Origin of the sequence: Streptomyces sp. NPDC058637 (assembly GCF_042717325.1) — a bacterium.
Lineage (GTDB): Bacteria > Actinomycetota > Actinomycetes > Streptomycetales > Streptomycetaceae > Streptomyces.
Genome location: NZ_JBHXRD010000036.1, coordinates 13,262 through 25,805 on the forward strand (window position 1 = coordinate 13,262; position 12,544 = coordinate 25,805).

Below are 12,544 nucleotides of genomic sequence, written 5' to 3' on the forward strand. Positions count from 1 at the left end.
TCCGACATCATCCACCTGCTGCATACGCAGGCGGATGCGGGGCCGGCGGCACCGGAGACCGGCGCGAAGCATGTGTCGGCGGCCTTCCGGGCGATGGCCGGTGCGACCACAGGCGAAACGTGTGCTCCAGGTCGAAGCGGCGGAGGAAAAACTGCCAGCAGCGATCCCTGTCCTCGGAGGTGGCCCCGGTCTTGGACCACCACAGCCAGACGGGCTTGTTCACCCCGCCGCTGGGCAGCTTCTCGACCACCAGGCGGACGACAGTGCCCTCGATGATGGGCAGTGGCCCGTCATAGTCGAGCCAGGCCGCCCGGCGGGTCAGACGCGGGTGCAGCCGGTCCCATGCCTGCGCGGTCGCCTTGCCGTAGAGGCGGGTGTCCATTGAGGTCACGGCCTGCTCGGTGCCCCAGGTGGCAGGGTCGCCGAAGGCGAACTCGCCGCCGTGCTTGGGCGGTCGGCCGCCCTTCGGATCGTAGACGCGCGGCGGTGTCGGGCGCCGCATCACGCGGTCCGAACGGAGACGGCCGAGGATCTGCACCGGCAGACCGTCCAGCAAGTGAGCGATGCGCGGTGCGTCGTAGCCGGCATCCAGAGCCACCAGGACCTCCGGGTCACCCGGCTGCGACTGCCCAGCGTCCACCAGTCGCTCGACGACCTCGCGGATCTGGACCGTGGTCACGGCGGCGACGTCCGCCCCAGGGCTCCAGGCGGACCGCGTCCAGCACCGCCGTCCACGAGGTGCGGCCGGTCTCCAGCGCGGCCACCACCGCGTACGGCCAGCCCGGGACCAACTGGAGCTTATCCTCGCCGCGGCCGAACGTGTGACAAAAGGCACCGTCAGCACAGGTGTTGGCATCCGGCCTCAGCCACAGCGAGATCCACAGCCAGCGCCAGCCGGCCGCCGCCCGTGGCAGCGGCACCTCGACCAGGGCTGCGGCCGCCCACCGTGACCCGTCGGCCGCCCGTAGGCGACAGCTGGTGCACGACGATCGGCGGATGCTGCATCCCCCCTGCCTGCACCGGGCCTGCGGGCAGCACCCCGAGCGCGGTGTCCGGCTGGTACACGTCGCACGCCTGCCCCGAGCCGTTGCCGAGCAGGCGCAGCGCCTCGTCCCGGCTCACGGCCCGCATGTGCTTGTCGACGATCCAGCACTCGCCCTGATCCACGGTGACGACCCTGATCCCGTACGCCCGTGCCCTGCTCGACGCCCCAGTCCGGAGGCGGCGGGGGCGCGGCTGGCGGGACGGGGGTCGCGGCCTGGCGCTGCTCCTCGGCGGCGAACCACTGGCGGGTCCGTGCGAGGTCCCGTTCCTGTACGCGTTCCAGGAAGCGGAGCAGATCGAGACACGAAAACCCTTCGGACGCAAATTCGAGTCTACGGTCGTGCACCCTGGCGCCCGCGAAGCCCCTGACCGTAACGGCCAGGGGCATCCGCGCCGTCAGTCCGATACGACGTGGAGAGACTCGTGGGCCTCCTCGTAGTTCGCCAGGGCCAGCCCCAGCCCGAAGAATGTGGGCGCCCACTCACCGACGAAAATCCCCCACCGGTCAGCACGCGCCACCCCCATCGGCTCCACCTTCATCGACCCACACCACGAGACGACGGATAGGCCGATCGAGACGAACGCCGCAGCGTAGGCGTGCTCGGACTTCAGGCCCTTTTTGTGCAGCATCTTGACGATCATGATTCTCCCGGGGAGTGCCGGATACCTTTCAATCCAGGCTCGCCCGGGACGCCGACCACCGCATCTGGAGCACGACGGACGCCCCCGCCACATGGACCGGGGTGGACCCGCCCACAACTGCGACGAAGAGGCAGGTCCGTCATGAATCGTATCGACACGCCCCCCTGGCAGCCCCCACACTGCCCCGCTCGTACACGAGCCAGCTCCGCACTGCGATCGCCGACCAGCACGACGCCGGCACCCCCGGCCTCGTCCTCAGCCCTGCACCTAGAGCAGCGCCCTCGACACGGCCGTGCACCTCGTCGTCGACGGCCTGCCGCAGCCGGTCCGCACCGACGCTCTCGCCGGCCTCATGCGCGGGGGCATCGACATCCGCCCGCACGGATTAGGGCATTCACCGCAGGAACGTTTCGAAGCCTCGCTCACCGGCAGCCGCCCCGAACCGTGGCCAGGGATCGGGCGGCGCGCTGTTGGTCAGGTCGCGGAGACCTGGCGCCTGGCTGCTGCCAGGAGTTCCGCGCGGGCTGCTGCCTCACCGTCCGGGGGCCGGGTCCGCCATCGTGGGCGGCCCCACGGACACGGGTGTGCACCCGTCGGCTTTCCCTGAGATCACGTCACGGCAGTAACGCGGCATCTACTTGCGGAACAACTGTTTTCGGTCACACCCCTGTTGATTGGCTGGTTTCGGTGCCATGCTGATCACGCGAGCACCCGGACCACCCCCGAGACCGGGATCCCGCAACGGCCCCGCCTCCCTGCCTTGGCACAGGCGGGGCGTGCCGCCCCTCCCGGCCTCCCCACGGGAGGGTCGCCGCACGCCATGGCTGGTCAGCTTTTTGTTCTGACCACACGGATGCGACGGTCGTCGAGTCGAACGGTGCATGCGGATCAGCCCACGCATCACCATCGACTTTGCCCGCCCCGGCAGCTGTTCCGCTCTGGCCGGTGAGCCAGCCAGCGCACTAGGTAGTGCGTTGTTGCCAACTTGGGTCCGGAATCATGAATCATGATTTCTCGGCAGCGATCGGCTGGGTCTGCACAGCAGGAACCGGCTGCCGCGACCAAACGAGAAGGCCGCCCGACCCCACCGCCGTACAACAGTGGAGTCGGACGACCGTTCATCTCACGTCACGCAGTGGCAAGCGGCCCGGTTGCCCCCGGGCCGTTTTGCTGTTCAGAGATGGTCGAACAGCTTGTCCAGAGCCCACACGGCGCTCGCACCTGCGATGGCCTCGCCGACTCTGACGGCTGTTCGAGTAGCTGCCTTACGAAAGGGCCGCTTGTTGCTGCCTCCACTGCTGTGACGCTCCGTCTCTCCCGTGGCCGTGCCGGCGTCGCCCGGTTCCTCCGGGTCGTCGTCCGGCGGTTCCGGCGTGTTGCCGGTGGCTGCGGTCGTAGATATCGCATCTCCTCCAGCGCCCTCACCGATGTGACGATGCCCGGACAGAGCACATGCCGCCGGGCACCGGTTCCATCGGTCAGTTCGAGGTAGAAGCTGCACCATGAGCTTAGTCGCGAGGAGGCACTCGGCAGTGCCAACAACGGCGCCAACGCGCTGATTGATGGTCCGTCAGAGGAGCAAGTAGGAGTCATTGCGGATAGTTGAGCGAGGGCAAAGAATCTAGATTTCCTCCGGAAGATCATTTTCCGGGTGCTGCTCGCAGGTAGGGCAGACTGAGCCTTCTCGTCTCAGGGCCGACGGCGTCAGCGAAGCCGGACCACGGTCAGGGTGCCGTGGCGGCCGGTTCCGGCGAGGACTTCCACCACCAGGTCGGTCTCAAGCCCCGTGCAGGGCTCTCCGTGCGCGGGCCGCTGCCCGGTGGCCAGTGCACCGAGCAGGGCGGTGCCGACGCGGGCCGCCAGGACGGGGTCGAGACGTGCGGACAGGCGGGGCCGGGCCGCTCCGGCCGGGACGAGGGCGAGGTTCCGCGGCCGCCGTCGCGTACCGGTGAACCCGACGACCCGGGCCTCGACTGTATCCGCATGTCTGACCTTCACCCAGGCCCTGCGGCCGAAGGGGTACCCGGCGGTGCCGCGCTTGGCCATGACACCTTCGGCCCCCAGCGGCTGCAGCGACTCGGAGAGCGTGGGCCTCACCGGGTCCGCCTCGAGGATCACGACGGGGTGCCTGGGGCCCTCGGTCATCAGCATGAACACCTTGCCTCGTACTTTGAAGACCTCCCAGTTCGGGCCGAAGGGGTGCTCCAGCTGGGCTTCGGGAAGTTCCTCCGCGCACTCGGCGGCGAACATCTGCAGGGTCGATCTGTTCATGAAGGTTCCTTCCTTACTCCGGTGGTGGCGGGCGGGGCCACGGAAGCGGATGGCGCACCCCATCCTTATCTAGGGCGGGCAAAACGGGCAGTAAGATACGGACACGTGATGGTCGACAAGCGACACTCCAGATGTTCTTCTCCACGCGTCGGACGCAGCGGGCAGGCCGTGGTTCCGCTGTACGGCTTCCAGCCCCCGGTCGGCACTCCGTACGGCCTTGAGGTGAGCACCGTCGAAGACTTCTTTGCCGAGCACGACGACTGGCCGTGGAATCCGCCCCGTCCGGGCCGTGCCACCTTCCACTACCTGATTCTGGTCACCGAGGGTGAACTGCTCCACGATGTCGACCACGCCACGCGGACCATTGCCTGCGGCCAGTGGCTGTGGGTACGTCCCGGGCACGCTCAGTGCTGGCATCCGCCGGGTGCCGCCCGTGGCTTGTTCATCCTGTTCGAGCCGGACGTGCTGACGTCTGACGCCGCCCGCCTGCTGGCCCCGCTCACCGCGCACGAGGCCCCTGCCGTACTGAGTCCGCACCCTGATGACGCGGGCTGGCTGCGGCAGACGGCGCTCCAGCTCCTGGACGAGCACCGTGCGCTGGGGCGGCGCCGGCTCGATGTCCACCACGCCCTGCGGCGCAGCCTGCTTGAATCGCTGCTGCTGCGCCTTGCCAACTCCCCTGATGTCACCCCCGCCGGCGCGGCGGCGGGCGGCACGGGCCGCGGGGACACGTACGCACGGTTCGTGAACACCCTGGAGCTGCACTTCCGGGAACTGCACCGGGCCGCGGACTACGCCGGGCTGCTCGACTGTTCGGTTCGCACCCTCAGCCGCGCGGCCCGGGACGCCACCGGCAAGGGGGTGCGTGAGGTCATCGACGAGCGGCGGCTGCTCGAAGCCCGGCGCCTGCTGGGAGGTGCCGGTTGGGATGCCCGGGCTGTGGCCGTCCATCTCGGGTTCACCGATCCCGCGAACTTCGGCCGCTTCTTCCGTAACCACACCGATCTCACCCCGGCCGCCTTCGCGGCCCGCGAAGCGAAGTCCGGTACCTGAGGCCGGGCCGGGCGCAGGCCTCTCCTGGCTGGCGGTCAGGGCGGGGACGACGGGTACGGCCGTCACCGCCGGCCCGGCCGGCCTGAGGGTGCGAGCACGTCACGCAGGTAGCGGCCGGTGACGCTGTCGGGGCTTTCCGCGATCTGGCCGGGGGTGCCGGTGGCGGTGATGCGTCCGCCGTCCATGCCACCGCCGGGGCCGAGGTCGATCACGTGATCGGCGTTGGCGATCATGTCGAGGTCGTGCTCGATGAAGACGACGGTGGCCCCGTTGTCGACCAGCCGCTGCAGTACGCCGAGGAGGACGCGGACGTCGAGCGGGTGCAGGCCGACGCTGGGTTCGTCCAGGACGAACAGGGCGTCGTGCTGGTCGCGGTCGAGTTCGGTGGCGAGCTTGAGTCGCTGTGCCTCGCCGCCGGACAGGGCTGGGGTTGCCTCACCGAGGGTGAGGTAGCCCAGGCCCAGGTCGACGAGGGTCTGCAGGCGGGAGCGGACCTTGTTCAGGTCGCCGTTGTGCTCGATGGCCTGGGTGACGGTGCACGCCAGCAGTTGCGGCAGGGTCAGCCCGTCGTCCGCCTCGCCTCCACGCGGCATCCGGCGGATGGCGTCGGCTGCGGGAGCGTAGCGGGAGCCTTCGCAGTCGGGGCAGAGGATGTCGACGTCGGGAAGGAACTGGACGTCGAGTTCGATCTGGCCGGTGCCTTCGCAGGTGGGGCAGCGCAGGCTGCCCGTGTTGTAGGACAAATCCCCGGCCTTCAGGTCGCGTTCCTTCGCCGCGGGGGTGGCGGCGTACGCGCGGCGAAGGTCGTCGAGGACGCCGCTGTAGGTGGCGACGGTGGAGCGCACGTTGATGCCGATGGGGGAGGCGTCGACAACGTTGACGCGGGTGATGCCGTCCGGGGTGATCTTCTGGACGTGTCCGGGGAGCGGCTGTTCTGCGGCGTGCGCCTTCAGGGCCGGGACCAGGCTCTCCAGGACGAGGGTGGTCTTGCCGGAGCCGGAGACACCGGTGACGGCGGTGAGCCGGCCGCGCGGGATGTTCAGGTCGAGGGCGTGGACGGTGTGCAGGGGCCCGGTGCGCAGGTGGATGCGGCCCGTGGTGAACACGTCGTTGGCGTCGGGCCGGGGGCGGGCGAGGATCTCTTCGTGGCCGGTGAGGAAACCGGCGATCAGGGATGCCTTGCTGCGTCCCACGTTCTTGAGGGTGCCTTCGGCGATGACGGTGCCGCCGTCGCGGCCGGAGCCGGGGCCGATCTCGATGAGGTGGTCTGCTTGGCGCAGGATCTGGATGTCGTGGTCGACGACGATCACCGAGTTGCCGTCCGCGAGCAGGCTGCGGATGACGCCGAGGAGGCCGTCGACGTTGGCGGGGTGCAGGCCGATCGAGGGCTCGTCCAGGACGTACAGGACACCGGTGGTGCGGTTGCGGACCGCGCGGGACAGGGCGACGCGCTGGCGTTCGCCGGTGGACAGGGTGGCTGAGGCGCGGTCGAGGGTGAGGTAGCCCAGGCCGAGTTCGATGAGCCGCTGGGCGGTGGCGGCCATCTGGGAGACGATGCTCTGCGCCATGGGGGCCATCGGTTTCGGCACGGTAGCTGGGATTGCCTGCACCCACGTGGTGACGTCGTCGAGGGTCTTGGCGGTGGCGTCGGCGAGGTTGATGCCGTCGACGAGGCTGGAGCGGGCCTGCTCGCTCAACCGGGTGCCGTGGCAGTCCGGGCAGGTCTGGACGGACAGGAACCTGTCGACACGGTCGAGCCCCTTCTTGGTGGTGGCCTTCTTCAATGCCTCCTCGACCGTCTGGCGGGCGTTGCGGTAGCTGGCGTTCAGCTCGAAGAGCTTGCCGTTCCTGGCCGGGTACAGGATGACGCGCTTGACCGGCTCGCCCTCGAAGACGATGCGGCGCTCCTTCTTCGTCAGCTTCGAGAACGGCACGTCGGTCCGCACGCCGAGTTCGGCGGCCACCTTCGGCACCGCTGCAAGGCCGAACATCTGCCACGGAACGACGGCGCCCTCGTCGATGGTGCGTGAGGGATCGGGTACGAGGGTGTCCTCGTCGACCTCCCGCACGGTCCCGGTTCCCGCGCAGCGCGGGCAGGCGCCGTCGCTGTTGAACGCGTACGACTCCGCGCCCGGCGGCCCGAACACCACCTGGCACTCGGGGCAGGTCAGGGGCAGGTCCAGGGCGACGTCCATGGTCGGTTCCAGGCGGTGCCCGTTGGGGCACCGATGGTGTCCGAGCCGGGAGAAGAGCAGGCGCAGGCTGTTGAGGAGTTCGGTGGAGGTCCCGAACGTGCTGCGCACCCCGGGAATGCCGGGCCGCTGGCGCAGCGCGAGCGCTGCCGGCACATGCTCGACACTGTCCACGGCTGCGTGGGCCGCCTGGGTGAGGCGGCGCCGCGTGTAGGTGGACAGCGCCTCCAGATAGCGGCGGGACCCTTCGGCGTAGAGCACGCCGAGGGCGAGCGAGGACTTGCCCGAGCCGGACACTCCGGCGATCGCGACGAGCTTGCCCAGCGGCACCGAGACGTCGATGTCCTTGAGGTTGTGGACGCGTGCCCCGCGCACCGTGATCGCGTCCGGTGCCGGGGCCGGTCCGGAGCCCGTGGCCCCCTTCGATGGCTTGCCCACCGGCTGGTCCTTTCGCTATGCGTGGTGGCGCCCGACGGGTGATCGTGTCACCCGCCCCACCGCCTCCGGAGAGGACGCGGCGCTTCGGGTCCTCCCTGTCAGGAAGCGAGCTTCAGCGGTCTCCGCTGCTCCATTGCCACTGAATGGACTTCTCGAATTCGACAAGCGATGCGATGTCTTCGGGGGTCATGGCTTCCCATCTTTCGTTCATGTCGGCTTCTTTTGTTTCCAGGCGTGGCCCGCAGGCCTGCCTGGTCCAGCCGGAGCGGCTGCTCACATCGGCGCTGGGCTGCCGATGCGTTCCACGGCCCCGTCGGTCAGGAAGCGAATTTCTCCGTCACGGTCTCGGAGAAGGCCCAGTTGGAGTGCACGATGCGCCACTGGTTGTCCATGAGGCGGTACCCGTGTGTGGCGTTCCAGGCGCGCAACTGCTTCTCCTTGCCGTTCTCGTCGAGGACGTAGGTGTTCAGGTTGTATGCCAGGACAGCGAAGTCACCTTCGTCGCTTATGTGAACCTGCGGGTCGAGGTACTCGCTGCGAACGATGTGCGGGTTGGAGTAGATGGAGTCGATCCATGCGATGACCTTGTCCCGGCCGACCACTATGTTCTTGAGGATCGGGTCGAAATAGCTGACCTCGTCGGCGAACGCGTCGAGGTAGCCGCGGTTGTCGCCGACGCTCCACCGCTCGTTGAAGGACTTCTCCAGCTCGATGATGGTCTTACTGACTTCTTCCTTGTTGACGCCCATGGCGCTTCCTTTCGCGCATGCCGCGGCCGACCGGCTCTGACCTGACCGGCGCGGAATGGTGTGTGTCTCTTCAGTCGTCGAGCAGCACGACGTGCTTGCCCGGTGTCGTGCCGGTCTCGACGTCGGCCTGGGCGGCGCGCACCTGCTCCAGGCCGTGGTATACCTTCGCGACCGAGACCGTGAGCCGCCCGGCGGCGATGGCCTGCAGTTGCCGCTGGAACACCTCGGCGGGCAGGTCTGTGGCCTCGCCCGCGTAGGCGGTCAGCCGCACCCCGCTGGGGATCATGAACGGGCTGAAGTCGGGGATCGTCCACTGGCCCGCCAGGGCTCCGGTGAAGCAGACGGTGCCGTGGCGGCGGACGGTGCGGAAGGTGTCGGCGAGGGTTGAGCCGCCCACCAGTTCCAGTGCGGCGTCGACGCCGTCTGGCATCAGCTCGCGCACCTGGCCGGCGATGGTGCCGTTGTCGACCAGAGGATGGTCGACACCCGCGTCCCGCAGTTCCCCGGCCCTCCTGGGGCTGCGGGTGGTGGACAGCACGGTGGCGCCGAGGTCCTTCGCGATCGTGGCCGCGCTCAGCCCGACCGTGGAGGTGCCGCCGCGGATCAGCAGCGTCTGCCCCGCCTGCAGACCGAGGCCCGTGGCGAGGGAGCCGTAGGCGGTCTGGAACATCTCCGGCAGCGCACCGACCACCTCCCACGGCAGATCGGTCTCGAACGGGATGACCTGCCCCGCAGGGACGGTCACATACTGCGCGTACGAGCCGTCGAAGGACCGGCCCATGCCGCCCATCATGGTCGCCACCTGCTGGCCCGGGCGCAGCCCGCTGCCCTCGTCGGCCTGGTCGACCACACCGACGCCCTCGATGCCCGGGATCCGCGGGTAGGTGACCTCAGGGTCCGACTCGCCCGCTCGGGTGGTGACCTCGGACTCGTTGACGCCGAACGCCTTCACCTTGATGCGCACCCATCCGGGCCGCGGCTCGGGCATCGGCACTGTGGTGACCTCGAGGGCATCCAGGCCGCCGGGCTGAGTGACGACGACCGCGCGCATCGTCACAGAGGTGGCGCCCGCGGATGCTGCGTGCCTGTCCATGCCGGCTCCTTACCTGTCGAGTACGGCCCTGCGGGGGGCCCGCTCCGGCCCGCGGCGAAGTTCTCGCCGCGGTACCTACCGATCCTCTGCCGAAATCCGGCGAATCGCTCAGTCAGGTGCGGACATCTGGTTGTCGATAGGGGACATCTGGTGAAGCCCCACGTTCGCGGCGCTTCACCTGGTGTCCCCCATCCAGGACGGAGAAGCCCTGAGATCCCGCCCGTCAGCCACTCAGCTCGGCCGGAACCGATACGGGTGGTCCGGCCCGAAGGAATAGGCCCGAGGCGTCCTGGTCGGGCCGCCGCGGGGGCGAGGAGGGGACGCGGTCCTGTCAGGGGTGCTGTGCGGTGCGCAGCTCGTCGGTGTACCGGGCGAGGGCGTCCTCGGCCGTGGGGACGGGCCCGAACAGCTGCTCCTGGCGGCGGGGGTCGGCGACGTAGCGTCCGGTCCCGAACCAGCGGAACATCGCGGCCATGTCCTTGATCAAGGGCATGAAGCGGCCGGTGACGGCTCCTGCGGCGCGGGCGACGGCGGTCGGAACGGCCCACACCTTGATCTTCTTTCCGGCCCGGCGGCCCATCACGTCGGCCACCTCCCGCATGCTGACCGGACGGTCCCAGCCGATGTCGATCCGCTCACCGGCCTCGGCCTCGGCGTCGACCGCGGCCGCCAGGTACGCCGCAAGATCGGTGGTGTGGACGAAGGTCAGCGGGACGGTGGCCTTGCCGAACCACATCATGCGGCCCTTGTCGACCGGGTCGCCGGCCATGCTCGCGACCTGGTCGAGGAAGGCTCCCGGGCGCAGGGCGACGAACGGGACGCCGAGCTGTTCGAGCTTGTCCTCAGCGAGCTTCTTGTGCCAGAAGTGCGGGACATCGGGCGTCTGGTCGCTGGTAAGGATGCTGGTCAGGACGAACCGCCGGATGCCGGAGCGGTGGGCGGCCTCGGCGAGGTTGGCGTTGCCGATGGTGTCGACGTCGTTGGCGTTCTTGCCGCCGCGGGTGTAGCCGGCGGCGGTGGTGATGACGGCGTCGGCTCCGTTCATGGCGGCCACGAGCGAGTCGACGTCGAGCATGTCGCCGCGGGCGATCTGAACGCCACGGCTTTCGAGCCGGCCGGCGTTGCTGGTCGGCCTCACCAGGGCGCGGACGTTCTTGCCACGCGCCAGGAGTTCGTCGACGACCTTGCTCCCCAGGGAGCCGGTCGCCCCGACGACGAGGACCGGGAGGGTGGTGGGGTCGGTGGCAGGCATGGGAAGTCTCACTTTCCATCAGGCTGACGGGCGGTGGCTGCAGGCGTAAGGCGCGCCTGCATGTCATGGGGATCATGGCGGCGGGCCGCGGGGGCGGATCCGCAGAGCGCCTCGCCGCCGAAACGTGCCTCGTCCGATGGCGCCGGAACAGCCCGCGTGCCCCTCAATGTGTGGTGTGGCGTAGGCGGGCGGGGGGTGCACACCGGACAGTCACGCGGACTCTTCTTCCGGCAGCGCGCGGCTGCTGATCGCCTCGGTGATGGCGTACGCGGTCTCGACGAAGGACTCCGCCTGCTGCTCCGACAGATTCCGGGCGGAGGTCTCCTCCAGGGCCTGCCACAGGGCGGCTATGGGTTCGCGCATGGCCCGGCCCTTGTCGGTGAGGTGGACCACCATGACGCGCCGGTCATGTGCGGCCGGCTCGCGGATGACCAGGCCGGCGTCCTGCATGCGGCGTAGCGCCTTGGAGATGGTGGAGTGGTCCACTCCGAGGCATTCGAGCAGCTCGGACTGGGTCTGGCCGTCCCGGTCGAGAAGGTGCATCAGCAGCAGTTCCTGTCCGGGATACAGGTCCATTTCGCGCAGCAGGGTGGCGGCGTAGGCGCGGTGGGCGCGGGCGAGTTGGAAGATCGCGTAGCTCATCGGTCCTGCGCCGGCCGTCGTGGGGGTGCGGGGTTCGGGGGTGGGCATGGTGCGATTCCTCAGCCGGTGTGGGTGGGGTAGTCGGTGTAGCCGGCCGCTCCGCCGCCGTAGAAGGTGGCCGGGTCGGGGGTGTTGAGCTCCGCGCCGGTGCGGAGGCGCTCGACCAGGTCAGGGTTGGCGAGCGCGAGGGCGCCAACGGAGACGAGGTCGGCCGTGCCGTTGTCGATGTCCTTCGCGCGGGTGGGCAGGTCGGTGCCGCCCCGGTTGAGGATCAGTGTGGTCGGCCACTGCGCGCGCAGGACGTCGAGGAGGGCCTCGTCGCCGGCGTGCATCACGTGGAGGTAGGCCAGGCCGAGGGGGCGCAGGGCTTCCAGGAGCGCCGGATACAGCTCAGCGGTGTCGGACTCGGCGATGTCGTTGAAGGGGTTCGCGGGGGAGATACGGATACCGGCACGCTCCGGGCCGATCTCGTCGGCCACCGCGGCGGCGACCTCGACGGCGAAGCGGATACGGCCCTCGATCGAGCCGCCGTAGCCATCGGTGCGCTGATTGGTGTTGTCGGACAGGAACTGGTGCACCAGGTAGCCGTTGGCGCCGTGGATCTCCACGCCGTCGGCGCCTGCCGCGACGGCGGCCGCTGCGGCGCGGCGGAAGTCCTCGACGGTCGCCGCGACTTCCTGCGTCGACAGGGCACGGGGGGTCGGCATCTCTTGGGGCCCGGACGCGGTGAACATCTCGCCTTGGGGGCGGATCGCCGAAGGGGCGACCGGCTGGTGCCCGTGGGGGGTGTTGTCGGGGTGGGCGATGCGTCCGGTGTGCATCAGCTGGATGGCCAACCGGCCGTCGGCCGCGTGCACGGCGTCGGTGACCTTGCGCCACCCTGCGATCTGCTCGTCGTTGTGGATGCCGGGGGTCAGGAGGTAGCCCTGGCCGTCGGCGGAGGGCTGGGTTCCCTCGGTGATGATCAGCGCGTGCGAGGCCCGCTGGGCGTAGTACTCGGCGTTCAGCTCGGTCGGTACGCCTTCAGGTGTGGAACGGTCACGGGTCATGGGGGCCATGACCAGGCGGTGCGGCAGAGATATGCCGCCAAGAGTGGTCGGCGTCCACAGGGAATCCAGCATGAGGGGGGTCCTTCGATAGGGCGGTGACCGGCCGGTCACCGAAAAGG

Annotated in this window: 11 protein-coding genes; 1 reads left to right on the forward strand and 10 read right to left on the reverse strand. The window is 69.4% G+C overall.

Annotated elements, in window-relative coordinates:
• Positions 1-7: 7 nt before the first annotated feature.
• The 4 genes from ACFWVP_RS28925 to ACFWVP_RS28940 all read right to left on the reverse strand — a co-directional run bounded on the left by ACFWVP_RS28925 (position 8) and on the right by ACFWVP_RS28940 (position 3,957).
• Positions 8-856, reverse strand: coding sequence for a transposase (locus ACFWVP_RS28925; protein ID WP_384500914.1), 849 nt, complete (start codon positions 854-856; stop codon positions 8-10).
• On the reverse strand, positions 838-1,368 hold the full coding sequence (locus tag ACFWVP_RS28930) for a DUF6233 domain-containing protein (protein WP_384500915.1): 531 nt from the start codon (positions 1,366-1,368) through the stop codon (positions 838-840). Before ACFWVP_RS28930 ends, ACFWVP_RS28925 begins: the two co-directional genes overlap by 19 nt.
• 72 nt (positions 1,369-1,440) lie before the next feature.
• On the reverse strand, positions 1,441-1,686 hold the full coding sequence (locus ACFWVP_RS28935; RefSeq protein WP_384500916.1) for a hypothetical protein: 246 nt from the start codon (positions 1,684-1,686) through the stop codon (positions 1,441-1,443).
• A 1,704-nt stretch (positions 1,687-3,390) separates the two neighbouring features.
• The gene (locus tag ACFWVP_RS28940) at positions 3,391-3,957 is read right to left on the reverse strand and encodes an MmcQ/YjbR family DNA-binding protein (protein ID WP_384500917.1); all 567 of its coding nucleotides are present in this window, start codon (positions 3,955-3,957) and stop codon (positions 3,391-3,393) included.
• 222 nt (positions 3,958-4,179) lie between these two features.
• Here ACFWVP_RS28940 and ACFWVP_RS28945 point away from each other — a divergent pair, with 222 nt between their 5' ends.
• Entirely contained in the window at positions 4,180-5,010 is an 831-nt protein-coding gene (locus ACFWVP_RS28945) for a helix-turn-helix domain-containing protein (protein WP_384500918.1), read from the forward strand.
• Between the two features lie 62 nt (positions 5,011-5,072).
• Here the strand turns inward: ACFWVP_RS28945 and ACFWVP_RS28950 are convergent, their stop codons facing one another.
• From ACFWVP_RS28950 to ACFWVP_RS28975, 6 genes are all read right to left on the reverse strand, one after another.
• A complete protein-coding gene (locus ACFWVP_RS28950; RefSeq protein WP_384500919.1) occupies positions 5,073-7,640 on the reverse strand; it encodes an excinuclease ABC subunit UvrA in 2,568 nt (855 codons plus the stop codon).
• A gap of 317 nt (positions 7,641-7,957) precedes the next feature.
• Complete coding sequence (locus ACFWVP_RS28955; protein WP_384500920.1) at positions 7,958-8,389, reverse strand: YybH family protein; 432 nt, start codon at positions 8,387-8,389, stop codon at positions 7,958-7,960.
• 70 nt (positions 8,390-8,459) lie between these two features.
• Positions 8,460-9,440 carry an alcohol dehydrogenase catalytic domain-containing protein gene (locus tag ACFWVP_RS28960; protein ID WP_384500965.1) on the reverse strand — a complete coding sequence of 327 codons (981 nt, stop codon included), beginning with the start codon at positions 9,438-9,440 and terminating at the stop codon, positions 8,460-8,462.
• 373 nt (positions 9,441-9,813) lie between these two features.
• A complete protein-coding gene (locus ACFWVP_RS28965; RefSeq protein WP_384500921.1) occupies positions 9,814-10,734 on the reverse strand; it encodes an SDR family oxidoreductase in 921 nt (306 codons plus the stop codon).
• Between the two features lie 210 nt (positions 10,735-10,944).
• Positions 10,945-11,424 (reverse strand): MarR family winged helix-turn-helix transcriptional regulator, encoded by a 480-nt coding sequence (locus ACFWVP_RS28970; protein ID WP_384500922.1) that lies wholly within the window; start codon positions 11,422-11,424, stop codon positions 10,945-10,947.
• An 11-nt stretch (positions 11,425-11,435) separates the two neighbouring features.
• Positions 11,436-12,497, reverse strand: coding sequence for an alkene reductase (locus tag ACFWVP_RS28975; RefSeq protein ID WP_384500923.1), 1,062 nt, complete (start codon positions 12,495-12,497; stop codon positions 11,436-11,438).
• Positions 12,498-12,544 lie beyond the last annotated feature (47 nt).

Excerpts from the sequence above, each read along its gene's own strand:
- ACFWVP_RS28925 (WP_384500914.1), bottom strand. The coding sequence starts at position 856 with ATGCCAACACCTGTGCTGACGGTGCCTTTTGTCACACGTTCGGCCGCG.
- ACFWVP_RS28935 (WP_384500916.1), bottom strand. The coding sequence starts at position 1,686 with ATGATCGTCAAGATGCTGCACAAAAAGGGCCTGAAGTCCGAGCACGCC.
- ACFWVP_RS28940 (WP_384500917.1), bottom strand. The coding sequence starts at position 3,957 with ATGAACAGATCGACCCTGCAGATGTTCGCCGCCGAGTGCGCGGAGGAA.
- ACFWVP_RS28955 (WP_384500920.1), bottom strand. The coding sequence starts at position 8,389 with ATGGGCGTCAACAAGGAAGAAGTCAGTAAGACCATCATCGAGCTGGAG.
- ACFWVP_RS28960 (WP_384500965.1), bottom strand. The coding sequence starts at position 9,440 with ATGCGCGCGGTCGTCGTCACTCAGCCCGGCGGCCTGGATGCCCTCGAG.
- ACFWVP_RS28965 (WP_384500921.1), bottom strand. The coding sequence starts at position 10,734 with ATGCCTGCCACCGACCCCACCACCCTCCCGGTCCTCGTCGTCGGGGCG.
- ACFWVP_RS28970 (WP_384500922.1), bottom strand. The coding sequence starts at position 11,424 with ATGCCCACCCCCGAACCCCGCACCCCCACGACGGCCGGCGCAGGACCG.
- ACFWVP_RS28975 (WP_384500923.1), bottom strand. The coding sequence starts at position 12,497 with ATGCTGGATTCCCTGTGGACGCCGACCACTCTTGGCGGCATATCTCTG.